Here is a 24,725-nt window from a genome sequence, read left to right on the forward strand (position 1 = left end):
AATCCGCAATGCTTGAATTTCCTCGCTGGAAGTACTTCCTGATCCTGGCCATCCTGGTGTTCAGCGCCCTGTACGCGCTGCCCAACGTGTACCAGAAGGATCCGTCCGTGCAGATCACCGCCAACCGCGGCGGCCAGGTCGACGATGCCCTCAAGCAGCGCGTCGGCGCCGCGCTGGGCGAGGCCGGCATCACGCCCAAGTCGGTGGAGAAGGAAGGCGAGAGCCTGATCGTCCGCCTCGGCTCGCTCGACGCCCAGACCCGCGCCAACGACGTACTGCGCGAGAAGGCCGGCGAGAACTACACGGTCGCGCTGAACCTGGCCTCGACCGTGCCGGACTGGCTGGCGCGGATCGGCGGCAAGCCGATGGTGCTGGGCCTGGACCTGGTGGGCGGCGTGCACTTCGCCCTGCAGGTGGACAAGAAAGCCGCCGTGGACAAGCGCTTCGAGGCCTTCGCCGAGGACATCCGCACCACGCTGCGCGACAACCGCGTCGGCTACCGTTCGGTCGAGCGCCGCGGCGAGAACGACATCCAGGTGACGCTGTCCAATGCCGCCGACGCGGACAAGGCCCGCGCCGCGCTGGTCAAGGCGCAGCCGACCCTGACCTATTCCGGCAGCGACGAGCGCATCACCGTGAGCGTGCCGCAGGCCGAGATGCTGCAGATCGCCTCCGGCGCCATCGAACAGAACCTGACCACGCTGCGCAACCGCGTCAACGAGCTGGGCGTGGCCGAGCCGATCATCCAGCGCCAGGGCGAGGACCGCATCGTGGTCGAGCTGCCGGGCGTGCAGGACACCGCCGAAGCCAAGCGCATGATCGGCGCCACCGCCACCCTGGAATACCGCCTGGTGGTGGACGGCAATGCGGCCGACGCTGCCGCCAGCGGCCGCATCCCGCCGGAAGCACGCCTGTACCGCGATCGCCGCGGCATGCCGGTGCTGCTGAACAAGCGCACCATCGTGACCGGCGACCAGATGGTCAAGGCCGAGGTGTCCACCGACCAGAACGGCCTGCCCGCGGTTGCGGTCACGCTCAACAGCGTCGGCGGCCAGCGCATGTTCGACGTCACCAGCGTCAACGTGAACAAGCCGATGGCCGTGGTCTACACCGAGCGCATCCCGCAGGTGACCATGGTCGACGGCAAGGAAGTGCGCAGCTTCCGGGTCAAGGAAGAAGTCATTTCCGTGGCCAACATCAACAGCCCGCTGGGCAAGAACTTCATCACCACCGGCCTGGAGAAGACCGAGGCCGACAACCTGGCCAAGCTGCTGCGCGCCGGTTCGCTGGCCGCGCCGATGGACTTCGTCGAGGAATACGTGATCGGCCCGAGCCTGGGCGCGGAGAACGTGGCCAGCGGCATCAAGGCGGTGGTGTTCTCGTTCGTGTTCACCCTGCTGTTCTTCACCGTGTACTACCGCATGTTCGGCGCGATCACCTCGGTGGCGCTGCTGTTCAACCTGCTGATCGTGGTGTCGGTGATGTCGCTGTTCGGCGCGACCATGACCCTGCCGGGCTTCGCCGGCCTGGCGTTGTCGGTGGGCCTGTCGGTGGACGCCAACGTGCTGATCAACGAGCGCATCCGCGAGGAGCTGCGCGGCGGGATGCCGGCCAAGGCGGCCATCGCCGCCGGTTACGAGAAGGCCTCCCATACCATCCTCGACGCCAACCTGACCGGCCTGATCGTCGGCGTGGCCCTGTATGCCTTCGGCACCGGCCCGCTGAAGGGCTTCGCGCTGACCATGATCATCGGCATCTTCGCCTCGATGTTCACCGCGATCACCGTGTCGCGCTCGCTGGCGGTGCTGATCTACGGCCACCGCAAGAAGCTGACCTCCGTGGCGATCTGACGCGAATCCATCGCAAGCGCCCCGCACGTCCGCGTGCGGGGCCTGACAGGAAACTCCCTGCATGAAACTGTTCCCGCTCCACATCATCCCGAACGACACCACCATCGATTTCATGCGCCACCGCAAGCCGGTGCTGGCGTTCATGGCGGTGTTGCTGGTGGCGTCCATCGCCATCATCGGCCTGAAGGGCTTCAACTACGCGCTCGAGTTCACCGGCGGCACCGTGGTGCGCACCCACTTCGAGAAGGCGGTGGATGCCGAGCAGGTGCGCGAGCGCCTGGCCACGGCCGGCTTCGAGCACGCGCAGGTGCAGAGCGTGGGCGGCGGCAACGACGTGATGATCCGCCTGCAGGCGGACAACGAGCACAACAACGCCGCCGACGCCGCGCAGAAGGTCGCCGAGAAGGTGCGCGCCGCCATCACCACCGACGCCAACCCGGCCACCGTGCAGCCGGGCGAGTTCGTCGGCCCGCAGGTCGGCAAGGACCTGGCGATGAACGGCATCTACGCCACGCTGTTCATGCTGATCGGCTTCCTGGTCTACATCGCCGCGCGCTTCGAGTGGAAGTTCGCGATGGTGGCCAGCATCACTGCGTTCTTCGACCTGATCCTGACCATCGCCTACATGTCGCTGCTCGGCCGCGATTTCGACCTGACCGTGCTGGCCGGCCTGCTGTCGGTGATGGGCTTCGCGATCAACGACATCATCGTGGTGTTCGACCGCGTGCGCGAGAACTTCCGCAGCCTGCGCGTGGATTCGATGGAAGTGCTGAACCGTTCCATCAACCAGACCCTGTCGCGCACCATCATCACCGCGGTGATGTTCTTCCTGTCGGCGTTCGCCCTGTACCTGTACGGCGGCACGTCGATGGAAGGCCTGGCCGAAACCCACATGATCGGCGCGGTGATCGTGGTGGTGTCCTCGGTGCTGGTCGCGGTGCCGATGCTGACGATCGGGCCGTTCCGGGTCTCCAAGCAGGACCTGCTGCCCAAGGCCAAGGACGTCGAGGAACTGGCGCGCCGCCCGTAAGGTCCGCCGGTTTCCGTCCGGGAAAGAGCCGCGCATCGCGCGGCTCTTTCTTTTTGTCCGCTATCCGGCCCACCTATACGGTAGCGCCGTGAGTCGGCTGGCAGCCGCAATGCCAATGACACCGGCCAACGGCCAACGGCCAGCGTTGCCCCTCGCATGATGCACGCTGCCGGGCCCGGTCCTGCCTGATTCCCGCGGGCGCATCGTCCAGCCGGTATTTTCCTGTGCGATCCATGCGGTGGCGTCGGTTGTCATCGCCGCAGGCGCACACTACGATCCTCGCGGTTCGGCGCCCGTCCGCGATGTGCCACGGCGCTGTTTTTCCGCATCCAACCGAGGTTTCCATGGTCATCAAACCGCGTGTGCGCGGCTTCATCTGCGTCACCACCCATCCGGCCGGCTGCGACGCGGCGGTCAAGGAACAGATCGACTACATCAAGGCGCAGCCCCGGCTCGCCCATGGCCCGAAGAAGGTGCTGGTGATCGGTGCCTCCACCGGCTACGGCCTGGCTGCGCGCATCAAGGCCGCCTTCGGCAGCGATGCCGCCACGCTGGGCGTGTTCTTCGAGCGCCCCGGCAGCGACAGCAAGCCGGGTACGGCCGGCTGGTACAACTCGGCTGCGTTCGAGAAGTATGCGCACCAGGCCGGCCTGTATGCGCGCAGCGTCAACGGCGATGCGTTCTCCGACGAGGTCAAGGCCAAGGTCATCGAGATCATCAAGGCCGACCTGGGCCAGGTTGACCAGGTGGTCTACAGCCTGGCATCGCCGCGCCGCAGGCACCCGAAGACCGGCGAGGTCATCAGCTCCACGCTCAAGCCGATCGGCGCGCCGATCACCCTGCGCGGCCTGGATACCGACAAGGAAGTGCTGACCGAGACCACCCTGCAGCCGGCCACCGCCGAGGAAATCGCCGGCACCGTGCAGGTGATGGGCGGCGAGGACTGGCAGATGTGGATCGACGCGCTGCTGGAAGCCGGCGTGCTGGCGCCGGGCGCGACCACTACCGCTTTCACCTATGTCGGCGAGGAGATCACCCAGGCGATCTACTGGAACGGTTCGATCGGTGCCGCCAAGAAGGACCTGGACACCAAGGTCAAGGACATCCGCGCCAGCCTGCAGGGCATCGGCGGCGATGCGCGCGTGTCTGTGCTCAAGGCGGTGGTCACCCAGGCCAGCTCGGCCATCCCGACCATGCCGCTGTACCTGTCGCTGCTGTTCAAGGTGATGAAGGGCGAGGGCACCCACGAAGGCTGCATCGAGCAGCTCGATACCCTGTACGACATCCTCTACAACGGCCCGCAGGGCGGCGCCAACGCGGCGGGCCACCTGCGCCGCGAACTGGTCGATGGCAAGGGCCGCGGCATCGCGCTGGTCGACGAGGAAGGCCGCCTGCGCGCCGACTACAAGGAAATGGCGCCGGAAGTGCAGGGCAGGGTACTGGAACTGTGGCCGCAGGTGACCAACGAGAACCTGTACGAGATCAGCGACCTGGCCGGCTACAAGGCCGACTTCCTGCGCCTGTTCGGCTTCGGCATCGACGGCGTGGACTACGACGCCGACGTGGACCCGGACGTGAAGATCGAAAACCTGGTCGACCTGACCTGATGCGCGAAGGGCCGGCGGATGCCGGCCCTTCGTTTGCAATGAACCTGATGTAGGAGCGCACTTCAGTGCGCGATGGGGCTTTCTATTTGAATCCCCGCACATGGATGTGCGGGCTGTTGCAGAGGGATCTGCGTGCAAGCCCCATCGCGCACTGAAGTGCGCTCCTGCGGGTTTCGGCCTTGGCTCAGCCGAACTCGAAATTCATCTCCGGGCCGGCCGGGCCGACGAAATCGCCCTGCACGTAGTCCACGCCGGAACTGAACAACAGGCTCATCGTTGCCGCGTCCGAGACGAATTCGGCGATGGTGCGGATGTTCTCCGACTGCGCGCGCGCGGTGATTTCCTGGGTCTTGGGCAGCTGTTCGCGGGCCTGGACCGGATCGGCGGTGAAGCTGCTGTCCAGCTTGAGGAAGCCCGGCTGGAAGTGGGCCAGCAGCTGGAACGAATCCAGCCCGGAACCGAACTGCTCCAACCCGACCTTGCAGCCCAGCGCCGAGACGGCAGCAAGGAACTGCTGGGCGTTGCGCAGGTGGGTGAACACCTTGGCCTCGGGGACCTGCAGCCACAGCTGGTCGCCCGCCACGCCCTCGGCCTGCAGGCCGTCGCGGATCACCGCCAGCAGCTGCGGATCGGAGAACGATTCCGGGGTGATGCGCACCATCAGGTGGGTGCGGTGGCCGGCACGGCGGCGCTCGCCCAGCGCCTTGATCGCGTGGCCGACCAGCCAGCGGTTGATGGGCGCGAGCAGGCCCTGGTCCTCGGCGATCGGCAGGAAGGTCGAGGGGCCTACCATCTCGTCGTTGTTGCGCAGTCGCAGCGAGGCGTCGTACAGCTGGATCGCCTCGCCCATGAGGTTGATGACCGGGCGGAAGCGCAGCTGGAAGCCGTCGCCTTCCAGCGCGTCGCGCATCAGTTCCACCCAGCGCTGGATGCGTTCTTCCTCGACGCGGTCGGCGGCGCCCGGGTCGAAGACCTTGACCGTGTTGCCGCCCAGTTCGGCCGCGGCGCGGGTGCAGTCGCTGGCGCGTGCCAGTACCTGGCCGACGCTGGCGATCTTCTCGCCGACCTGCACGCCGCCGATGCTGACGGTGACCGTCGCCGAGCGCGCGCCGACGCTGAAAACATGCGAGGCGAAGGCTTCGCGCACGCGCTCGGCCAACCGCGTGGTATGCGGATAGTCGCCCTGCGCGAGGATGGCGAAGCTGTGTTCGCCGAAGCGCGCGACCGACAGCCCGGCATCGAGGGTCGCGGCCAGGTGCTGGCCCAGCGCGGCGACCAGCGCGTCGGCCGAATCCAGGCCGATGTCGGGCAGCAGGCGCGCGTAGTGGTCCGGCTCCACAAGCAGGAAGCCGTACTGGCCCTCGCTGCGGCTGACCTGCGCCACGGCGTTTTCCAGGTGCACCATGAAAGTGGGGCGGTTGAGCAGGCCGGTGACCTGGTCGCGCTGGCGCAGCTCCTCGACCTCGCGCGCCAGCTCCGGATCGAACTCCTCGCGGCGGCGAAACACCACCTGGAAGCAGGATTCGCCCTCGTAGGTGGCGGCGGTGAATTCCATCGTAGCCGGGAAACTGTCGCCATCCTGGTTGCGCGCGTGCACCTCGTACTGCGGCGGCGGCGGCTCACCCTTGCCCAGCGCCTTCAGCAGCTGCTTGAAGTCCTCCACGTGCTGCGGCGCGACCATGTCCAGCAGCGAGATGCCTTCCACGTCCTCGAACGATTCGTAGCCGAACATCTCCAGGTACGCCTCGTTGGCGCGGATGTGCATGCCTTCGTGGATATAGGCGATGGGGTCGCGCGAGGAGGCGATCAGCGCGTCGCAGCGGCGCTCGGTCTCGCGCATCTGCGCCTCGATCCGGCGCAGGCCGCGGCGCGCCTGCAGGTCGGTCCATTCGTTGCGGACCACCGCCAGCAGGTGCTCGGGGCGGTGGCGCAGGGCGATGGCGCGGATGCCGTTGGCGCCGGACTCCACCAGCATCTGCTCGTCGACCTGTTCGGCCAGCAGGATCGTCGGGATGTCCTTGCCGCTGGCGGCGATCTGCTGGCTGAGCAGGGCCTGCGGGATCACCTGCGAGGGCGCCGAAAGCACCAGGTCGATGGACTGGCCGGACAGGATGTCCACCAGTTCGGCCGGTGCCTGCGGCCGGAACGGGCGGATGGCGATGCCGCTGTTGCGCAGGGCGCTGACGATCGCCTCGGCGTTCTCGGCGCTGTCGTCGACGATCAGCAGGCGCAGGGTTGTTTCTTTGCCGTTCTGCATTCAGGACTCCCCTCTGACCGGGTTTAATACAACATGGGTGCGGTGCCGTCCATGCGCGGATCGCTTGCCTGTGACGCGGTTCCTGCGCGCGCCTCAGGCCGCCTGTCCGGCCGCATGCCCCGAGGCCCAGGCCCACTGGAAGTTGTAGCCGCCCAGCCAGCCGGTCACGTCCAGCACCTCGCCGACGAAATGCAGCCCCGGCACCTGCCGCGATTCCAGGGTCGCGGACGACACCTGGCGCGTGTCCACGCCGCCCAGCGTCACCTCGGCGGTGCGGTAGCCCTCGGTGCCGCTGGCTACCAGCGGGAAATCCGCCAGCAGGGCCGCGGCCCGCTTCAGCTGCGGCTCGTCGAGCTGGCGCACCGGCTTGTCCGGCAGCCAGTGCTCGCACAGGCGCTGCGCCATCCGCTTGGGCATGACCTCGGCCAGCACCGTGCGCAGCTCCGAAGCGCCGCGCTCGCGCTTCATCGCGCGCAGCCATTCCAGCGCATCGTGGCCGGGCAGCAGGTCAAGGCGCAGGTCGTCGCCGGGCTGCCAGTACGAGGAGATCTGCAGGATCGCCGGGCCGCTGATGCCGCGGTGGGTCAGCAGCATGAAGTTGCGGAAACCCTGTCCGTTGCAGCGCGCCTCCACCGGCAGCGCCACGCCGCTCAGTTCGGCGAAGCGTTCCTGGTGTCTGCCGCTCAGGGTCAGCGGCACCAGCCCGGCGCGGGTGGGCAGCACCTCATGGCCGAACTGGCGCGCGACCTCGTAGCCGAAACCGCTGGCGCCCATGCTGGGAATGGACAGGCCGCCGGTGGCGATCACCAGCGAGGCGCAGTGGAACAGCCCGTGGGCGGTACGCACGCGGAAGCCGTCGGCGCCGCGTTCGATGCCTTCCACCGCGCAGTCGGTGCGGACCTGCACGCCCGCCTGCTGGCATTCGTCCTGCAGCATGCGCACGATCAGCTTGGAGGAGACGTCGCAGAACAGCTGCCCGAGCTCTTTCTCGTGGTAAGCGATGCGGTGCCGCTCGACCATCTCGATGAAGTCGGCCGGGGTATAGCGGGCCAGCGCCGATTTGCAGAAATGCGGGTTGGCCGAAAGGAAGTTGGCGGCGGTGGTGCCGGTATTGGTGAAGTTGCAGCGGCCGCCGCCGGACATCAGGATTTTCTTGCCGACCTTGTTGGCGTGGTCGATCACCTGCACGATGCGGCCGCGCTGGCCGGCGGTGAGCGCACACATCAGCCCGGCGGCGCCGGCGCCGATCACCAGCACGTCGCAGCGGTGCGTGCCCATGCCTGGATTCGTCACCGCGCGCTCAGGCCGCCGCGCGCTTGCGCCAGGCGGGGATGATGTCGAGCTGGACCTGGTCGTTGAGGATCTGCACCTCGCCGTCCTGGATCAGCAGGCTCCAGCGCATCGCCCGCTGGATCTGCTGGCCCCAGCGCTCGACGAACCCGGCGTCCAGATCCATCACCGACAGATTGCCGAAACGGGCCAGGCCCTTGCCCTGCTTCTGCCACCAGATGTCCGAGGCGTTGCCGCCGTAATTGATCACCCGCACCTGGCGGCTGCGGTTGCAGGCCTTGCGCACGCGCGATTCGTCCGGGTGGCCGAGGTCGATCCATTGCAGGATGTCGCCGGTGTAGTCGTGCTGCCACAGGTCCGGCTCGTCGTCGGTGCTCAGGCCGCGGCCGAACTCCAGGCGGTCGTCGGCGTTCAGCGCGAAGGCGAGCAGGCGCACCATCAGGCGCTCGTCGGTCTCGGAGGGGTGCTGGGCCAGGGTCAGGTGGTGGGTCGCGTAGTAGCCGCGGTCCATGTCGCTGATCTGCAGCTCGGCCTTGCGGATGGTGGCGGTGAGGGCCATGGGATCACGGGGCAAAGACCGTCATTCTACTGCGCGGGCGCATGCCCGGCGGCCTGCACTTCAGCGTTGTCGCGCCAGCCATTGGTCGAGCCGTGCGGCGAAGGCCCGGCGGTCGCGTGTGTGCAGGCTGGCCGGGCCGCCGGTCTGGACGCCCGCGCCGCGCAGTTCGGCCATGAAATCGCGTATCGACAGGCGCTGCGCGATGCTGTCGGCGCTGAACGGCCCGCCGCGCGGGTCCAGCGCGGCGGCACCTACGGCCAGTACGCGCGCGGCCAGCGGGATGTCCTGGGTCACCACCAGGTCGCCGGCGACGACGCGCTCGGCGATGGCATCGTCGGCCACGTCCGGGCCACCGGCGACCTGCATGGCGCGGACGAAGCGCGAGGCCGGCGTCTGCAGCCAGCGGTTGGCGACCAGGATCACCTCGATCCGGGTACGTTCGGCGGCGCGGTAAAGAATGTCGCGGATGACGGCGGGGCAGGCGTCGGCATCGACCCAGATGCGGGGCGCCGGGGCGGGAAGGGCGGATTCCATGCCGCGCAGTCTAGCCGCCGGGGCTGCCGATCCGGGATATCAGGCGCCCTCCCCGAACCGCCAAGCCAATGAATTTGCCGGGATTGTTGCCCCGACGACCGCCTGCGGGACGGATGAATACGGTATTTGTCGCTTTTTGGCGGAAAGCCGCGTATCTTTCGCCCCACTGTGCTTGCAAGGGTCACCGTGAATCGTGGCCTGATGCAGCTGATCCTCACCGATCCGCTCATCGTTCCGTTTTACCAACGCCTGCAACTCAGTCTCGGCCCCGATCCCCGGTGGCTGCGATTTCCAATCAATAGTTCCAGGAGTTTGTAATGTCTGAGCGTCAGACCGGCACGGTGAAGTGGTTCAACGATGCCAAGGGTTTTGGTTTCATCACCCCGGAAAGCGGCCCCGACCTGTTCGTGCACTTCCGTGCCATCCAGGGCACCGGCTTCAAGTCGCTGCAGGAAGGCCAGAAGGTGACCTTCGTCGCCGTGCAGGGCCAGAAGGGCATGCAGGCTGACCAGGTGCAGGCGGTCTAATCGACCCCTCGCAACCGCAAGGTAGCCAGAACGCCGGAAGCGAAAGCTTCCGGCGTTTTTATTTGTGTCGGAACCATTCCCGGCGGCTGCTTTTACGGGAATGACGCGGCCTTCCAGCGGCCGTGCTTGTGACATCGAGCCCAGCCCCCATCTCCTGCCGATGGATACCCAGGTACTGCATTTCGACAACCGCTTCCTGCACGAACTGCCCGGCGACGCCGAAACCGGATCGCGCCGGCGCGAGGTGCTCGGCGCGGCCTGGTCGCAGGTGATGCCGACGCCGGTGGCGGCGCCGCGGTTGCTGGCGCATTCGCCCGAAGCAGCGACGATGCTGGGTTTCGATGCGGAAGCCATGCAGGCGCCGGATTTCGCCGAGGTATTCGGTGGCAATGCGCTGTATGCCGGCATGCAGCCGTGGGCGGCCAACTATGGCGGGCACCAGTTCGGACATTGGGCCGGGCAGCTGGGTGATGGCCGCGCCATTTCGCTCGGCGAACTGCTTGCCGGCGGCGGGCGCTGGGAACTGCAGCTCAAGGGGGCGGGGCCGACACCGTACTCGCGGGGTGCGGATGGCCGCGCGGTGCTGCGTTCGTCGATCCGCGAATTCCTGTGCTCGGAGGCCATGCATCACCTCGGCGTGCCGACCACACGCGCCCTGAGCCTGGTCAGCACCGGCGAAACCGTGGTGCGCGACATGTTCTACGACGGCCATCCGCGCGGCGAACCGGGCGCGGTGGTCTGCCGGGTGGCGCCCTCGTTCATCCGCTTCGGCAGTTTCGAGCTGCCATCCGCGCGCGGCGACCTGGCGCTGCTGCAGCGACTGGTGGATTTCTGCATCGACCGCGATTTCCCGCACCTGCAGGCCGGCTCCTCGCGCCAGGCAGACTGGTTCGTCGAGATCTGCACGCGCACCGCGGAGATGGTCGCGCAATGGATGCAGGTGGGCTTCGTGCATGGAGTGATGAATACCGACAACATGTCCGTGCTCGGCCTGACCATCGACTACGGCCCGTATGGCTGGGTCGAAGACTACGACCCGGACTGGACGCCGAACACCACCGACGCGCAGGGCCGCCGCTACCGCTTCGGCACGCAGATGCAGGTGGCGTACTGGAACCTGGTCCGGCTGGCGCAGGCGTTGTCGCCGCTGTTCGACGAGGCGGCGCCGCTGCAGGCCGGGCTGGATGCCTTCCAGGCGCGTTTCGCCGCATGCGAGCGCGGCAACCTGGTCGCCAAGCTCGGCCTGGGCAGGTACCGCGAGGGCGATGAGGCATTGATGGCGCGGTTCCGGGAACTGCTGCACGAAGGCGAGATGGACATGACCCTGGCGTTCCGTGCGCTGGCCGATGTCGATCCCCTGCAGTTGGATGCGGCCGCGCTGGAAGAAGCGTTCTATTCGCCCGGGCGCCGCGCACGGGTGATGCCCGGCCTGCTGGACTGGCTGCAGCGCCATGCCGCGCGCGTGCGCGACACCAACCTGCCGACGGAGGAGCGGCGCCGCATCATGCTGGCCGCCAATCCGAAGTACGTGCTGCGCAACTGGCTGGCGCAGCAGGCCATCGACCGCGCCGAGCAGGGCGATACGGCAGGCATCGCCGAGTTGCAGGAAGTGCTGCGTCGCCCGTATGACGAGCAGCCCGGCCGCGAGGCATTTGCTCAACGCCGCCCGGAGTGGGCGCGCGAGCGCGCCGGCTGCTCGATGCTTTCGTGCAGCTCCTGATTCCCTGCGGTTCAATGACCCATATGACGAACACCTATCCCGACTGGTCCGGCGCGATCCGCGAGGTGGCCGATTTCCCCCGGCCCGGCATCCGCTTCAAGGACATCACGCCGCTGCTGGCCGATGCCGCCGCTTTCCGCGCCGCGATCGCGGCGATGGCCGGGCCGTGGCGCGCGGCCGGGGTGCAGGCGGTGCTGGGCGTGGAAGCGCGCGGCTTCATCCTCGGTGCCGCGCTGGCGCTGGAACTGGGTGCCGGCTTCGTGCCGGTGCGCAAGCCGGGCAAGCTGCCCGGTGCCACCCTGATGCAGGAGTACGCACTGGAATACGGCAGCGACCGCATCGAGGTCTGCGCCGGCGCCATCGCGCCGGGAGCACGGGTGCTGCTGGTCGACGATGTGCTGGCCACCGGCGGCACGCTTGCCGCGGCGCTGTTGCTGGCGCATCGGCTCGAAGCCGAGGTGCTGGGTGCGGCGGTGCTGGTGGAACTGGATGGACTGGGCGGCCGCCAGCGCTGGCCCGGAGGCCTGCCGTTGCAGGCGACGCTGGTGTATCGGGCGTAGGAGCGCACTGGCGCAGGAGCGCACTTCAGTGCGCGCTGGGGCTTCCCCGGTAGAGCCCCGCGCACTGAAGTGCGCTCCTGCGTTCCTGGTCCTACATCTTCCGTACGCGGAACCGCTTGCCTTTGATCTTGCCGGCTTCCAGCCGCGCCACGGCCTTGCCGACCTGTTCGCGGGCGATGGCCACGTAGGAGCGGGTGGGGAAGATGTCGATCTTGCCGATGGCCTTGCCCGACAGTCCCGCATCGCCGGTGAGGGCGCCGAGGATGTCGCCGGCGCGCAGCTTGTCGGTCTTGCCGCCATCGATGCGCAGCGTGGTCATCGCCGCCTGCGGCAACTGCGCTGGGCGTGCGGTGGCCAGCGGGGTCTTCTGCCAGTTCAGGGCGCTGCCCTGGTCGGCTTCCAGCGCATCGGCGCGGTGGCGCTCGCGGCCGGCGACCAAGCTCAGCGCCAGGCCGCTGCGGCCGGCGCGGGCGGTGCGGCCGACGCGGTGGCGGTAGGTGTCCAGATCGCTGGGCATCTCGTAGTTGACCACCGCGGCCAGGTCTTCCACGTCCAGGCCGCGCGCGGCCACGTCGCTGGCGACCAGCACGTTGCAGCTGCGGTTGGAGAACTGCAGCAGCACTTCGTCGCGGTCGCGCTGCTCCATGTCGCCATGCAGGGCCAGCGCGGAGAAGCCGAACTGGCGCAGCGAGTTGGCCACTTCGTCCACGTCCTTGCGGGTGTTGCAGAACACCACCGCCGATTCGGGCGTGTACTTGAGCAGCAGACCGGCCAGCGCCTTCTGCCGGTGCGCGGATTCGACCTCGAAGAACAGGTGCTGGATGGCCGGGGCTTCCTGCTGGCCGTCGATGGTGACTTCCACCGGTTCGTTGAGCAGGGCGCGGGCCAGTTCGCGGATTTCATCGGGGAAGGTCGCCGAGAACAGCAGGCTCTGGCGTTCCTTGTGGGTGCGGCCGGCGATCTCGCGGATGGGCTCCTCGAAGCCCATGTCGAGCATGCGGTCGGCTTCGTCGAGCACGAACGTGCGCACCTGGCCGAGGTTGAGCGCGCGCTTGCGCGCCAGCTCCTGCACGCGGCCGGGCGTGCCCACCACCACCTGCGGGTCGTGCGCTTCCAGCGACGCCAGCTGAGGACCCAGCGGCACGCCACCGGTCAGCACCAGCAGCTTGAGGTTGGGGATGCCGGTGGCCAGCTTGCGCAGCTGTTTGCCGACCTGGTCGGCCAGTTCGCGGGTGGGGCAGAGCACCAGTGCCTGGGTACGGATGGTGGCCGGATCGAGCCGGTTCAGCAGGCCCAGGCCGAACGCGGCGGTCTTGCCGCTGCCGGTGGGGGCCTGGGCGATCACATCGCGCCCTTCCAGGATCGGCGGCAGGCTCAGCGCCTGCACCGGGGTCATGGCGGTATAGCCCAGCGCGTCGATGCCGGGAGCGAGTGCCGGCGACAGCGGCAGGGTAGAGAAATCGGTCATGCGGCATTTTCGCAGATGGCGCGACGGAATGTAGGTGCGCCCCCTGATGCGTGATCGGGCTTCGCCGGAAAAGCCCTGTGCGGGGCAAGCCCCGCACCTACAGGATGGCCCGCACGCCGAGGTTGATCAGCAGCCCGCCGCCCAGCAGCCAGGCGAACAGCAGTACCGCCAGCAGCAGCGGCCGGGTGCCGGCCTGGCGCAGGGCCGAGACGTGGGTGGTCAGGCCCAGGGCCGCCATTGCCATCGCCAGCAGGGCGGTATCCAGATCGACCAGCGTGGCGACCAGCCGTGCCGGCAGCAGTTGCAGCGAGTTGAAGCCGACCATGGCGATGAAGCCGAAGGCGAACCAGGGAACCGCGATCTTCGAGCGCTGGCCGTTGCCGGCAAGGCGACCGCGCGCCAGCAGCGCCGACAGTCCGACCAGGAACGGCGCCAGCATCATCACCCGCACCATCTTGGCGATGACCGCGGCGTCGGCGGCCGGCTGGCTGACGGCGCGGCCGGCGGCCACCACCTGCGCCACTTCATGCACGGTGGAGCCTGTGAACACGCCGAAGCCGGTTTCGTCCAGCGGCATCCAGCCAGCGTCCATGCCCCACTGGTAGAGCAGCGGGTACAGGAACATCGCCAGCGTGCCGAACACCACCACGGTCGCCACGGCGACGGCCACCTGCTCGGCGCGGCCCTTGACCACCGGTTCGGCAGCCATCACCGCGGCGGCGCCGCAGATGGAACTGCCGGCGCCGATCAGCAGGGCCGTGTTGCGTTCCAGCCCGAGTACCCGGCAACCCAGCCACCAGGCCAGGGCGAAGGTGGAACACAGCACCAGCGCGTCGATCAGCACGCCGGTGGCGCCGACCTGGCCGATGTCCTGCAGGGTCAGGCGCAGGCCGTAGAGGACGATACCAGCGCGCAGCAGCGTGGCCTTGGAGAAGCCGACGCCGGCGGCTGCGCGCGGTGCCAGCGCGGCGTAGACGGTATTGCCGAGGACGATGCCGATCACGATGGCCAGCGTCAGCGCGCTGATGCCGTGCGCCTGCATCCACGGCAGGGTGCCGAGCCAGGTGGACAGGCCGGCGACGGCGGCGGTCAGCAGCAGACCGGGAAGGAGACGGGAGGGGTGGGCGGGAGCCAGCCCTTGCGTGGCGGTATTCATGACGGATGGTTATCAGAAGGTGGCCCATCCTGAGGGCGGCATGATCACCCGTAAAACGGATACTATTTGTAGTATCAACCTGTTTTATGGGTAATTCATGCATCTTTCCCTGCGCCAGTTGCAGATCTTCTCGGCCATCGCCGACGCGGGAACGACCACCGCCGCGGGCGAAACCATCGGCCTGTCGCAGTCGGCGGTGAGCGCGGCGCTGGGGGAACTGGAAAGCCTGCTCGGGCTGGCGCTGTTCGACCGCGTCGGGCGGCGGCTGGTGCTCAACGGCCACGGTCGCGCCCTGCTGCCGGAGGCGCGCGCCCTGCTGGCGGGCATGGACGACATCGAACGCCGCTTCCGCCGGAGTGATGAAACCGCCGCGCCGGTGCGCTGGCGGGTCGGCGCCAGCACCACCATCGGCAACTACCTGATGCCGGCGCGCATCGCCGACCTGCGCGACGGCAACGGCCAGGCCCATGTCGACCTGGTGATCGGCAATACCCGCGAGGTGGCCAGCGCCGTGCTGCGGCTGGAGGTGGACATCGGCCTGATCGAAGGCCCGTGCCATGAGCCGGGGCTGGAGGTGGCGGTCTGGCGCGAGGACGAACTGGTCATCGTATTCGGCGACCGCCATCCGCAGGCGGCAACGCTGCGGGCGGGCGCGGACATGGCGCGGCTGCGCAGCGCCTGCTGGCTGCTGCGCGAGCCCGGTTCCGGCACCCGCGAAGCGGCCGAGCAGGCATTGCTGCCGCACCTGCACGGCTTCGCCGAAGTGCTGCAGCTTGGCGGTACCGAGGCGATCAAGCAGGGCGCCGTGGCCGGGCTCGGTCTGGCCTGCCTGTCGCGGCACGCGGTGGCCGACCTGGTCGCGCTGGGGCGGCTGCACGAACTGGTCACGCCATTGCCGCCGCTGCACCGCCACCTGTGGGTGGTGCGGCATCCGGGCAAGCGGGTGCCCGCCAGCCTGCGCCATCTGCTGGCGCTGGATGAGGACACGTTCGCCGACGCCTGAGCGTGGCTCCCGTACAATGCGCGCATGCCTTTGATCACCCTGCAGAACGTCGACTACAGCGTCGGCGGCCCGTTGTTGCTGGAAAAAGCCGAACTGTCGATCGAAAGCGGCGAGCGCATCGCCCTGATCGGCCGTAACGGCGCCGGCAAATCCACCCTCATGAAGCTGATGGCCGGCGAGTTGAAGCCGGACGACGGCGAAGTGCGCGTCCAGCAGGGCGTGCGCGTCACCCGCCTGGAGCAGGAGGTGCCGCATGGCGCCGCCGGCAGCGTGTTCGACGTGGTCGCCGACGGGCTGGGCGAGCTGGGCCACTGGCTGGCCGAGTTCCACCGCCTGAGCCATGCCGAAGTGTTCGATGGCGATGCCATGGGCAAGGTGCAGGCGAAGATCGACGCCGCCGATGGCTGGGCGCTGGACCAGCGCGTGTCCGAGACACTGACCAAGCTGGAACTGGACGGCGATGCCGAATTCGGCCGCCTGTCCGGCGGCATGAAGCGCCGCGTGCTGCTGGCGCGTGCGCTGGTCGCCAGCCCGGACGTGCTGCTGCTGGACGAGCCGACCAACCACCTGGACATCGAAGCCATCGATTGGCTGGAAACCTTCCTCAAGGGCTGGAATGGCTGCGTGGTGTTCGTCACCCACGACCGTCGCTTTCTGCGCGCGCTGGCCACCCGCATCGTCGAGATCGACCGCGGCCAGGTCACCAGCTGGCCGGGCGACTGGGACAACTATGAGCGCCGTCGCGAAGAGCGCCTCAACGCGCAGGCGCAGGAAAACGCCCGCTTCGACAAGCTGCTGGCGCAGGAGGAAGTGTGGATCCGCCAGGGCATCAAGGCCCGCCGCACCCGCGACGAAGGCCGCGTGCGCCGGCTCAAGGCAATGCGCAACGAGCGCAGCCAGCGCCGCGAACTCAGTGGCAACGTCAAGCTGGAAGCGGCCGGTGGCGAGAATTCCGGCAAGAAGGTCATCGACATCAAGAACATCTCCTTCGCCTTTGGCGAGCGGGTGATGGTCAAGGATTTCGAAACCACCATCCTGCGCGGCGACCGCATCGGCCTGATCGGCCCCAACGGCAGCGGCAAGACCACCCTGCTGAAGCTGCTGCTGGGCGAACTGCAGCCGGACAGCGGCGAGGTGCGCCAGGGTACCAACCTGCAGATCGCGTATTTCGACCAGTATCGCGCCACCCTGCGCGAAGACTGGAGCGCGATCGAGAACGTGGCCGAAGGCGCGGATTTCATCGACCTCAATGGCAAGCGCAAGCACGTGCATGCCTACCTGCAGGACTTCCTGTTCACCCCGGAGCGCGCGCGCGCGCCGATCACGCGGTTGTCCGGCGGCGAGCGCAACCGCCTGCTGCTGGCCAAGCTGTTCGCGCAGCCGTCCAACCTGCTGGTGATGGACGAACCGACCAACGACCTGGACGTGGAAACCCTGGAGCTGCTGGAAGAACTGCTGGGCGACTACACCGGCACCCTGCTGCTGGTCAGCCACGACCGCGACTTCCTCGACAACGTGGTCACCTCCACCCTGGTGCTGGAAGGCGCGGGCAAGGTGGGCGACTACGTCGGCGGTTACAGCGACTCGCTGCGCCAGCGCCCGGCGCCGGCGCAGAGCGCGATGGCCGTGGCCAAGGCGTCGGCCACCGCGGTGCCTGCCGCGCAGCCGGCGGCCGTGCCGGTCGCCGAGGCCGCGCCGGCCAAGCGCAAGCTCAGCTTCAAGGACGCGCGCGAACTGGAACAGCTGCCGGCGAAGATCGAGCAGCTGGAACGGGACGTGGAAGGCCTGACCGGCGCGATGAACGACCCTGCGTTCTATACCCGCTCCAGCGCCGAGGTCACCGCGCATACGCAGCAGTTGAGCAGGGTGCAGGCCGAACTGGACGCCGCTTACGTGCGCTGGGAAGAGCTCGACGGCTGACGCAGGCTTCCGTGGAACCCGTAGGAGCGCACTTCCGTGCGCGATGGGGCTTTGCCGGGAAGGCCGGTCGCGCACGGAAGTGCGCTCCTGCGCGCTGTCCTCCCGGCGCCCACCGGTCGGCTGTTGCTGTGTGACAATCCGAGCGCGGAAGAACCGCGCCGTCGGCCGCGTTTCCCCCGGTTTCTTCATGGAGCATGCGATGGACACGCCTTTCTCGGTGCAGCGCATCGACCACGTGGTTTTCCGCGTCCGCGACCTGCCGCGCAGCATTGCCTTCTACCGGGCCGTGCTCGGCTGCGAGGTGGTCCGGCAGCGCGACCATCTGGGCCTGGTCCATCTGCGCGCCGGCGCGTCGATGATCGATCTGGTGAGCGTGGACGGCACCCTGGGCGCCCGCGGCGGCGATGCGCCGGGCGAGGGCGCGCGCAATGTCGATCACCTGTGCCTGCGCGTCGAGCCGTTCGACGAGGCGGGCATCGTCGCGCATCTGCATCGCCATGGACTCGCCCCGCTGGGTGCGGCGGAGGTCAACTTCGGCGCAGAGGGCGACGGGCTTTCGCTCTATTTCACCGATCCCGACGGCAACATGATCGAGCTCAAGGGGCCGGCGGACGCCGCGGCCTGAGGCCGGCTCAGGTTTCGTCCGGGTCGGCAGCGTCCTCGCCACCGCCGGGCAGTTCGAAGAACGCCCAGAACGGCACATTGTCCTCGGCCCAGCTGGCCGCGGCTTCGGCGAGGATGTCCAGCAGCGTGTCGAAATCCCCGCGGTTGCCCTGGCGCAGGTCGCCGGCATCGCCGAACAGCAGCGCGTAACCGTTGGCGGGCAGCCAGGACAGGTCGCGCAGCGCGTCGGACAGCGCGTCCCAGTTGCGGCCCCGGCCCGCCGGGAAATCCAGCTGGGTGCCGATGCGCAGCAGCAGGGTGCGCTTGTCGGTGCAGGCCTCCAGGTCCACGCGCAGCACTTTCAGCCCGGCATCGCGCGCGGCGGCGGCCAGTCCGCCGAGATCGCCGTGGCCCACGCCATAGACGCCGGCCTGGCCGACATCCTCCAGGCCCATGTCGAATCCACTGTCGCTCATCGCGTGCCTCCGTTGGCCGGTACTTCGAAACCGCGGAAGGTCTCGTAGTGGTCGTCGGTGTAATACCAGACGTCGGGCGGATCGCCGCCGGTGATGATCCGACGCGCGCCGCGGTGGCCCACGGCCGGCGTACGCACCGTGTACTCGTGGTAATAGCCGCGCGGGCGCTGCGGCAGGCGCCGCTCGCGGTTGCCGAACACGGTGCCGTCCTGGCGGTGCGGGAACGGGCCGCCGCGCAGGATCAGCGCGATGGTGTCGTGCGCTTCCGCGGGCAGGAAGGCCGGCAGCGGGTCGGTCGCGCCGGGCCGGCGCGGTTCCTCGGTGACCGCTGGCGCCGCGGGTTCGCCCAGCGAGGGCGCGAACTGCGGGGGCGGCGGCTGCTGCAGCGTGCGCATGGCCCACAGGCCGGCCACCAGCAGGATCGTGGCGGTGAGCAGGAGCAGGGGTTTGCGCATGGGGCGTCGGCCTGTGTCGCGTGGAAAGGCCGATTATCGCGTCTGCGCGGGATTTTTCTTGAACGCGGGCCATCGCAGCGACAGGCGTTCGCTGCCTGCCGACCGTTTGTACTCACGGCAGGACGAAGTTTCCTTTACATCGGCCTTGGTAAGTTGCCGCTTCCTGCCTACCATTGCCGGTGCACCGTCCGGCAGGCGCCGGATAACGAAACAACGCCCCCAGGCATAAAACCCAAGGAGATCCCTCATGGCCTTTACCCTGCCCAAGCTGCCTTACGCCACCGACGCGCTGGAACCGTACATGGATGCGGCCACGGTGGAGATCCACCACGGCAAGCACCACCAGACCTACGTCAACAACCTCAACGCGCTGGTGGAAGGCACCGAGTACGCCGACCTGCCGATCGACGAGCTGCTGCGCAAGGTCAAGACCCTGCCGGAGAACCTGCAGCAGGGCGTACGCAACCAGGGCGGCGGCCATGGCAACCACTCGTTGTTCTGGGACGTGATCGGCCCGAACGCCGGCGGTACCCCGGGCGGCGCGCTGGGCAAGGCCATCGACGAGCAGCTCGGCGGCTTCGACAAGTTCAAGGAAGCCTTCACCAAGGCCGCGCTGACCCAGTTCGGTTCCGGCTGGGCCTGGCTGAGCGTGACCGCCGACAAGAAGCTGCTGGTCGAGAAGACCGGCAACCAGGAAAGCCCGCTGATGGACGGCCGCACCCCGGTGCTGACCATCGACGTGTGGGAGCACGCCTACTACCTGAAGTTCCAGAACCGCCGCGCCGAGTTCATCGAGACCTTCTACAGCCTGATCAACTGGAAGGAAGTGGAGCGCCGTTACGAGGAAGCCGTGGCCTGACGGGCGATGGCTGCCTGCGCGGGCGGGGCACGACCCGCCTGCCGGCAGAAGAGTGGAAGCGGAGCCGGGCGGAAACGCCCGGCTTCGTCGTTCAGGGGGCCGGCGCGTCCGCCGTCGCTCCGCCGATCAGGCGCAGGGTGGTCATCACGCCCAACGCCAGCGGCGCCGATTCCTGCCCGGCCGGCGCCAGTTCCACGGCCTGCTGGGCGACGTCGGCGAAACTGCGCACCTGGTAGAGCACGTCCAGCCCGTGCGGGCGGATGCCCGCCGCGCCGTTTGCCGTGGCGCGCCGTGCGGAAGGATTCCGGCGCGCCGGCTGGAAGCCCGGCAACTGCCTGACCAGTTCGTCGGTGGGCGCGGAGAACTCGCCCACGACCAGCGAAGGCTGGTCCGCGTCGGTCGCGCCGATCCAGGCGAGCAGGTCCGAGGCCTGCTGCGCGCGTACGTCCTGGTCGTTGCCGTCCGGCGCGATGCGCGCGATGTAGATGTTGACCACCTTGCGGTCCAATCGCGCGCGCTGCATGCCGGCGGCGGTCAGCTGGCCCTGGCCATGCAGCAGGGTGATGCCGTCCTCCAGCACGTCCAGGCCGGCCAGCACCGCGCTGCCGTGGCGCTGCGCATGGCTGGGCGGGTCGGCGGTGATGAAGTCGCAGCTGTATCTGAGCCGTGTGGCCAGCCAGCACGCGGGATTGGGCGCGTCGGGCGACTGCTGCACGTCCTGCACCGCGATCACGTCCGCGCGCAGGTCCGCCAGCAGGGCCAGTATCCGTTCGCGCTGCTGGTTCCATTGCGCGCTGTCCTGCGGCAGGCGGAGGCTGGCGATCCGCAGCACCGGCGTGGCGGGCTCGGCGGCCACGGCGAAGGACAAGGCGAGCAGCGCCAGACAGCCCCAGTGCTTCATTGCGACGACCAGTACGGACTGGCTGTCATGCTAGCGTGCGGCCCTGTCTAGGAGCCGTGCAGGCGCGGCGCCGACGCCGTGCTGCGGGCGCCGGGAGGGCCGCTTGCGTTACGCTTGCCCTCTTTGCACCCGCAGGACCGCCTTACAGATGACGAGCAACGACGTGGCAGCAGCGCCCGCCGGCAAGGCCGGCATGCCCCGCCAGATTCCCTACATCATCGGCAACGAAGCCTGCGAGCGCTTCAGCTTCTACGGGATGCGCAACATCCTGGTGCAGTTCCTGATCACCTCGTTGCTGCTGCAGGAGGTGACCGCCGGCGGCCGTGCCGGCGAGGCCAAGGACATCATGCACAGCTTCATGATCGGCGTGTATTTCTTCCCGCTGCTCGGCGGTTGGCTGGCCGACCGTTTCTTCGGCAAGTACCGCACCATCCTGTGGTTCAGCCTGATCTACTGCGTCGGCCACCTGTGCCTGGCGCTGTTCGAGGGCAGCCGGCAGGGCTTCTTCCTCGGCCTGGGCCTGATCGCGCTGGGCGCCGGCGGTATCAAGCCGCTGGTGGCCTCGTTCATGGGCGACCAGTTCGACCAGTCGAACAAGCACCTGGCCAAGGTCGTGTTCGACGCCTTCTACTGGATCATCAACTTCGGTTCGCTGTTCGCCTCGCTGCTGATCCCGCTGGCGCTGAAAAACCTGGGGCCGCAATGGGCCTTCGGCATTCCGGGCATCCTGATGTTCGTGGCCACGTTCGTGTTCTGGCTGGGACGCCGGCGCTACGTGCTGGTGCCGCTGCCGCCGAAGGACCCGCATTCGTTCGCCAACGTGGTGCGCACCGCGCTGCTGGCGCGCGCGCCGGGGCAGGGCAACGCCGGCCTGCTGGTGGCGCTGGCAGGTGCGGGGCTGGCGCTGTGGGCGCTGGCGCTGGCGGTGATGACCCTGGCCGGCGTGCGCGAAGGCGGGCTGGGCGTGGTGATCTACCTGTGCCTGGCGCTGGTGGCGCTGCTGGCTGGCATCGGCGGCGGCACCATGCTGCAGCTGGAACGCGCTCGTGGCGCGCACCCCGACGCCGCGGTGGAAGGCGTGCGCTCGGTGCTCAAGGTGCTGGTGATCTTCGCCCTGACCACGCCGTTTTTCTCGCTGTTCGACCAGAAGGCCTCGACCTGGGTGCTGCAGGGCCAGCAGATGGCGATGCCGACGTGGTTCACCGCGTCACAGATGCAGGCGATCAATCCGCTGCTGGTGATGATCCTGATTCCCTTCAACAACCTGGTGCTGTACCCGGCGCTGCGCCGCTTCGGCTTCGAGCCGACCGCGCTGCGACGCATGACCGCCGGCATCGCCTTCAGCGGCCTGGCCTGGGTGGTGGTGGGCAGCCTGCAGGTGGTGATGGACGGCGGCAATGCCATGTCCATCTTCTGGCAGATCCTGCCGTACGCGCTGCTCACCTTCGGCGAGGTGCTGGTATCGGCCACCGGCCTGGAGTTCGCCTACAGCCAGGCCCCGGCGTCGATGAAGGGCGTGGTCATGAGTTTCTGGAACCTGACCACCACCATCGGCAACCTGTGGGTGCTGCTGTCCAACGCGGCGGTGCGAAACGACGCGGTGACCGAACGCATCGCCGGCACCGGGCTGAGCGAGGCGGCGTTCCTGATGTTCTTCTTCGCCGGCTTCGCCTTCGTGGCGGCGCTGGCATTCGGCCTGTACGCGCGCCGCTACAGGATGGTCGACAACTACCGGGCAGCCTGAACATGCAAGGACCGATAACCCTGCTACTGATCGCCGTCACCAGCCTGGTCTCGTGGCTGGCCCTCAGCAACCGCAAGCTTGCCGACCGGCTGATCCTGTGGCCGCCGGCGGTCGACCGCCATCGCCAGTACGACCGGCTGGTGACCTACGGCTTCATCCACGCCGATTTCTCCCACCTGCTGTTCAACATGGTCACGCTGTTCTTCTTCGGACGGCTGATCGAGCAGATCATGCTGCGCGTGACCGGCAACTGGTGGACGTATCCGCTGTTCTACCTGTCGGCGCTGGTGGTCTCGATCCTGCCCAGCTACCTGAAGAACCAGAAGAATCCCAACTACCTGAGCCTGGGCGCGTCCGGTGCGGTGTCGGCGGTGCTGTTCGCCTTCATCCTGATCTCGCCGTGGTCGCTGATCTTCGTGTTCTTCATCCCGGCCCCGGCCATTCTTTATGGCGTGTTCTACGTGGGCTACAGCATCTGGATGGACAAGCGCGGCGGTGACAACGTCAACCACAGCGCGCACCTGGCCGGTGCCGCGTTCGGCGTGATGTTCATGCTGTTCATGGAGCCGCAGGTGATGCAGCTCTTCGTGGAGCAGCTGATGAACCCGCGTTTCGGGCGCTGAGGACGCGCGCGGCGGGCGCTCAGGCCGGATAGGCCTGCAACAGCCGCGCGTGGATTTCCTCGTCGATCTTCTCGAATTCCCAGCTCCGGGTTTCGCCGCTGAAGGCGAGCTGGAACAGCCCTTCCAACAGGATCGCATCGTGGTCGTCGGAGGGCGGTGGGCGCGAAGCGTCGAACGGTGCAGGCATGGCGCGGCGAGGAGGAAATGACCGGGCCATGCAGCAAGCCGCATGCCAGTGTGTCCTATCCCTTGGGCTGCATGGAGACAGGCGCTGTGGCGTACAGGGGCATGTCGGAAAGTGACGCCCTGCGGCGGCAGGGTCCGCCTTTCACGTCACACCGGCGTGCGGCCGCGGCACAATGGACGCATCCAGTCCGGGGAACCAGGCCATGCACCATGACGATTCCGCACTTCCGCCCGTCGCGCACGACGCGGCCGCGCATCGCTTCACCCTCGCCATCGACGGCCAGCAGGCGGTACTCGACTACCTGCGGCGCGACGGCGCGATGGTCATCACCCATACCGGCGTACCCGATGCCCTCGGCGGCCGCGGCATCGCCGCGCTGCTGACCCGCGCCGCGCTGGCGCATGCGCGCGCGGATGGCCTCAAGGTGGTTCCCGAATGCAGTTATGCGGCGGCCTTCATGCAGCGCCATGGAGAATACGCGGACCTGCTGGGATAATCCGCGCCGGACGCGGTTCCGGGTGGAACCGCGCGATCCATCGAGAAAGGAAAGGACATGAAAAGGTTGGGACAGGGAGCCTGTGCGGCGGCATTGATCGTGCTGGCGATGGCAGGATGCAGGAAGGACGATGCGCAGGCGCCGGTGGTGGCCACGGACGAGGCTCCGGCCGCCGAGGTGCCGGCCGACGCCGCGCCGGCGGCGGTGGAACTGCACGACGTGATCGAGACCAATGCCCGTTATGTGCTGGGCATCAGCTATCCGCCTGCCGCCAACAGGTACCCAGGCCTGGCCCAGGCACTGTCCGGCTATGCCGAGCACGCCAAGGCCGAACTGCTCAAGGCGGTGGACGAACTCGGCAACGACAAGCCCACGGCGCCGTATGAACTGTCGCTGGCCTTCGACATGGCCGTGGACACGCCGCGCGTGGTGGCGGTGTCGGCCGAGGGCAGCAGCTATACCGGCGGCGCGCATGGCCAGCCGCTGGTGGCGCGTTTTGTCTGGCTGCCGGAGAAGGCGCAGTTGCTGACCGCGCAGACCCTGATCGATTCGCCGAAGGGCTGGCAGGCGGTCAGCGACTACACCAGCGACAAGCTGTTGGAGCAGGCGATGGTCCGCGCGCAGGGCGAGGAGATGACGCCGGAGGAACAGCAGGCCCAGGTGCGCAACCTGTCGAAGATGATCGACGAGGGCACCGCGCCGGATGCCGCCAATTTCGCGCAGTTCCAGCCGGTGATGGACACCGCCGGCCATATCGCCGCGCTGCGCTTCGTATTCCCGCCGTACCAGGTCGGTCCGTATTCGGACGGCACGCAGACCGTGGACGTGCCGGCCGCCGTGCTGCTGCCGCACGTGGCCGCCGACTACCGGGAGCTGTTCGCACACCCTTGAACCGTGGAG

24 protein-coding genes are annotated in these 24,725 nt (G+C 68.1%); 14 read left to right on the forward strand and 10 right to left on the reverse strand.

Annotated elements, in window-relative coordinates; translation table 11 throughout:
* Positions 1 to 8: 8 nt before the first annotated feature.
* From secD to fabV, 3 genes are all read left to right on the forward strand, one after another.
* The gene (gene secD / locus AC1DGW_RS03575; RefSeq protein ID WP_478019447.1) at positions 9 to 1,850 is read left to right on the forward strand and encodes a protein translocase subunit SecD; all 1,842 of its coding nucleotides are present in this window, start codon (positions 9 to 11) and stop codon (positions 1,848 to 1,850) included.
* 61 nt (positions 1,851 to 1,911) lie between these two features.
* Entirely contained in the window at positions 1,912 to 2,880 is a 969-nt protein-coding gene (gene secF / locus AC1DGW_RS03580) for a protein translocase subunit SecF (RefSeq protein WP_478019449.1), read from the forward strand.
* A gap of 344 nt (positions 2,881 to 3,224) precedes the next feature.
* On the forward strand, positions 3,225 to 4,487 hold the full coding sequence (gene fabV / locus AC1DGW_RS03585) for an enoyl-ACP reductase FabV (RefSeq protein WP_478019451.1): 1,263 nt from the start codon (positions 3,225 to 3,227) through the stop codon (positions 4,485 to 4,487).
* A gap of 184 nt (positions 4,488 to 4,671) precedes the next feature.
* Here fabV and AC1DGW_RS03590 read toward each other — a convergent pair whose 3' ends face one another.
* The 4 genes from AC1DGW_RS03590 to AC1DGW_RS03605 all read right to left on the reverse strand — a co-directional run bounded on the left by AC1DGW_RS03590 (position 4,672) and on the right by AC1DGW_RS03605 (position 9,127).
* The gene (locus AC1DGW_RS03590) at positions 4,672 to 6,744 is read right to left on the reverse strand and encodes an EAL domain-containing response regulator (protein ID WP_478019453.1); all 2,073 of its coding nucleotides are present in this window, start codon (positions 6,742 to 6,744) and stop codon (positions 4,672 to 4,674) included.
* A 93-nt stretch (positions 6,745 to 6,837) separates the two neighbouring features.
* Positions 6,838 to 8,022 (reverse strand): BaiN/RdsA family NAD(P)/FAD-dependent oxidoreductase, encoded by a 1,185-nt coding sequence (locus AC1DGW_RS03595; protein ID WP_478019455.1) that lies wholly within the window; start codon positions 8,020 to 8,022, stop codon positions 6,838 to 6,840.
* A 22-nt stretch (positions 8,023 to 8,044) separates the two neighbouring features.
* Complete coding sequence (locus AC1DGW_RS03600) at positions 8,045 to 8,593, reverse strand: YaeQ family protein (RefSeq protein ID WP_478019457.1); 549 nt, start codon at positions 8,591 to 8,593, stop codon at positions 8,045 to 8,047.
* A gap of 60 nt (positions 8,594 to 8,653) precedes the next feature.
* Positions 8,654 to 9,127 carry a YaiI/YqxD family protein gene (locus tag AC1DGW_RS03605; protein WP_478019459.1) on the reverse strand — a complete coding sequence of 158 codons (474 nt, stop codon included), beginning with the start codon at positions 9,125 to 9,127 and terminating at the stop codon, positions 8,654 to 8,656.
* Positions 9,128 to 9,444: 317 nt separating this feature from the next.
* On the opposite strand from AC1DGW_RS03605, the gene AC1DGW_RS03610 reads away from it, so the two are divergent.
* From AC1DGW_RS03610 to AC1DGW_RS03620, 3 genes are all read left to right on the forward strand, one after another.
* The gene (locus AC1DGW_RS03610) at positions 9,445 to 9,654 is read left to right on the forward strand and encodes a cold-shock protein (RefSeq protein ID WP_055769319.1); all 210 of its coding nucleotides are present in this window, start codon (positions 9,445 to 9,447) and stop codon (positions 9,652 to 9,654) included.
* Positions 9,655 to 9,814: 160 nt separating this feature from the next.
* Entirely contained in the window at positions 9,815 to 11,374 is a 1,560-nt protein-coding gene (locus tag AC1DGW_RS03615; protein ID WP_478019462.1) for a protein adenylyltransferase SelO, read from the forward strand.
* Positions 11,371 to 11,934, forward strand: coding sequence for an adenine phosphoribosyltransferase (locus AC1DGW_RS03620; protein ID WP_478019636.1), 564 nt, complete (start codon positions 11,371 to 11,373; stop codon positions 11,932 to 11,934). The genes AC1DGW_RS03615 and AC1DGW_RS03620 overlap by 4 nt, the downstream gene beginning before the upstream one ends.
* Before the next feature lie 91 nt (positions 11,935 to 12,025).
* Here the strand turns inward: AC1DGW_RS03620 and dbpA are convergent, their stop codons facing one another.
* Together dbpA and AC1DGW_RS03630 are read right to left on the reverse strand one after the other, a co-directional pair.
* Positions 12,026 to 13,402 (reverse strand): ATP-dependent RNA helicase DbpA, encoded by a 1,377-nt coding sequence (dbpA, locus tag AC1DGW_RS03625; RefSeq protein ID WP_478019464.1) that lies wholly within the window; start codon positions 13,400 to 13,402, stop codon positions 12,026 to 12,028.
* A gap of 97 nt (positions 13,403 to 13,499) precedes the next feature.
* The gene (locus tag AC1DGW_RS03630; protein WP_478019466.1) at positions 13,500 to 14,558 is read right to left on the reverse strand and encodes a YeiH family protein; all 1,059 of its coding nucleotides are present in this window, start codon (positions 14,556 to 14,558) and stop codon (positions 13,500 to 13,502) included.
* A 97-nt stretch (positions 14,559 to 14,655) separates the two neighbouring features.
* Here AC1DGW_RS03630 and AC1DGW_RS03635 point away from each other — a divergent pair, with 97 nt between their 5' ends.
* From AC1DGW_RS03635 to AC1DGW_RS03645, 3 genes are all read left to right on the forward strand, one after another.
* The gene (locus AC1DGW_RS03635; protein WP_478019468.1) at positions 14,656 to 15,561 is read left to right on the forward strand and encodes a LysR family transcriptional regulator; all 906 of its coding nucleotides are present in this window, start codon (positions 14,656 to 14,658) and stop codon (positions 15,559 to 15,561) included.
* Between the two features lie 24 nt (positions 15,562 to 15,585).
* Positions 15,586 to 17,481 (forward strand): ribosomal protection-like ABC-F family protein, encoded by a 1,896-nt coding sequence (gene abc-f / locus AC1DGW_RS03640; RefSeq protein ID WP_478019471.1) that lies wholly within the window; start codon positions 15,586 to 15,588, stop codon positions 17,479 to 17,481.
* A gap of 187 nt (positions 17,482 to 17,668) precedes the next feature.
* The gene (locus AC1DGW_RS03645; RefSeq protein WP_478019473.1) at positions 17,669 to 18,106 is read left to right on the forward strand and encodes a VOC family protein; all 438 of its coding nucleotides are present in this window, start codon (positions 17,669 to 17,671) and stop codon (positions 18,104 to 18,106) included.
* 7 nt (positions 18,107 to 18,113) lie between these two features.
* Here AC1DGW_RS03645 and AC1DGW_RS03650 read toward each other — a convergent pair whose 3' ends face one another.
* Together AC1DGW_RS03650 and AC1DGW_RS03655 are read right to left on the reverse strand one after the other, a co-directional pair.
* Entirely contained in the window at positions 18,114 to 18,560 is a 447-nt protein-coding gene (locus tag AC1DGW_RS03650) for a barstar family protein (RefSeq protein WP_478019475.1), read from the reverse strand.
* Complete coding sequence (locus AC1DGW_RS03655; RefSeq protein WP_478019477.1) at positions 18,557 to 19,015, reverse strand: guanyl-specific ribonuclease; 459 nt, start codon at positions 19,013 to 19,015, stop codon at positions 18,557 to 18,559. The genes AC1DGW_RS03650 and AC1DGW_RS03655 overlap by 4 nt, the downstream gene beginning before the upstream one ends.
* Before the next feature lie 247 nt (positions 19,016 to 19,262).
* Between AC1DGW_RS03655 and AC1DGW_RS03660 the strand changes: the two genes are divergently transcribed.
* Positions 19,263 to 19,874 carry a superoxide dismutase gene (locus AC1DGW_RS03660; RefSeq protein WP_478019480.1) on the forward strand — a complete coding sequence of 204 codons (612 nt, stop codon included), beginning with the start codon at positions 19,263 to 19,265 and terminating at the stop codon, positions 19,872 to 19,874.
* Between the two features lie 91 nt (positions 19,875 to 19,965).
* On the opposite strand, the gene AC1DGW_RS03665 is transcribed toward AC1DGW_RS03660, so the two are convergent.
* Complete coding sequence (locus tag AC1DGW_RS03665; protein WP_478019482.1) at positions 19,966 to 20,775, reverse strand: endonuclease/exonuclease/phosphatase family protein; 810 nt, start codon at positions 20,773 to 20,775, stop codon at positions 19,966 to 19,968.
* A 148-nt stretch (positions 20,776 to 20,923) separates the two neighbouring features.
* On the opposite strand from AC1DGW_RS03665, the gene AC1DGW_RS03670 reads away from it, so the two are divergent.
* Together AC1DGW_RS03670 and AC1DGW_RS03675 are read left to right on the forward strand one after the other, a co-directional pair.
* Complete coding sequence (locus AC1DGW_RS03670) at positions 20,924 to 22,519, forward strand: POT-type proton-dependent oligopeptide transporter (protein ID WP_478019484.1); 1,596 nt, start codon at positions 20,924 to 20,926, stop codon at positions 22,517 to 22,519.
* Positions 22,520 to 22,521: 2 nt separating this feature from the next.
* On the forward strand, positions 22,522 to 23,142 hold the full coding sequence (locus AC1DGW_RS03675; protein ID WP_478019486.1) for a rhomboid family intramembrane serine protease: 621 nt from the start codon (positions 22,522 to 22,524) through the stop codon (positions 23,140 to 23,142).
* A gap of 19 nt (positions 23,143 to 23,161) precedes the next feature.
* On the opposite strand, the gene AC1DGW_RS03680 is transcribed toward AC1DGW_RS03675, so the two are convergent.
* Complete coding sequence (locus AC1DGW_RS03680) at positions 23,162 to 23,329, reverse strand: hypothetical protein (RefSeq protein WP_478019491.1); 168 nt, start codon at positions 23,327 to 23,329, stop codon at positions 23,162 to 23,164.
* 202 nt (positions 23,330 to 23,531) lie between these two features.
* Between AC1DGW_RS03680 and AC1DGW_RS03685 the strand changes: the two genes are divergently transcribed.
* Both AC1DGW_RS03685 and AC1DGW_RS03690 read left to right on the forward strand, forming a co-directional pair.
* The gene (locus AC1DGW_RS03685) at positions 23,532 to 23,825 is read left to right on the forward strand and encodes a GNAT family N-acetyltransferase (RefSeq protein ID WP_478019494.1); all 294 of its coding nucleotides are present in this window, start codon (positions 23,532 to 23,534) and stop codon (positions 23,823 to 23,825) included.
* A 57-nt stretch (positions 23,826 to 23,882) separates the two neighbouring features.
* The gene (locus tag AC1DGW_RS03690) at positions 23,883 to 24,716 is read left to right on the forward strand and encodes a DUF3298 and DUF4163 domain-containing protein (protein WP_478019496.1); all 834 of its coding nucleotides are present in this window, start codon (positions 23,883 to 23,885) and stop codon (positions 24,714 to 24,716) included.
* The last annotated feature ends 9 nt before the right edge of the window (positions 24,717 to 24,725 follow it).

The organism is Stenotrophomonas sp. 05N423 (genome assembly GCF_056397145.1).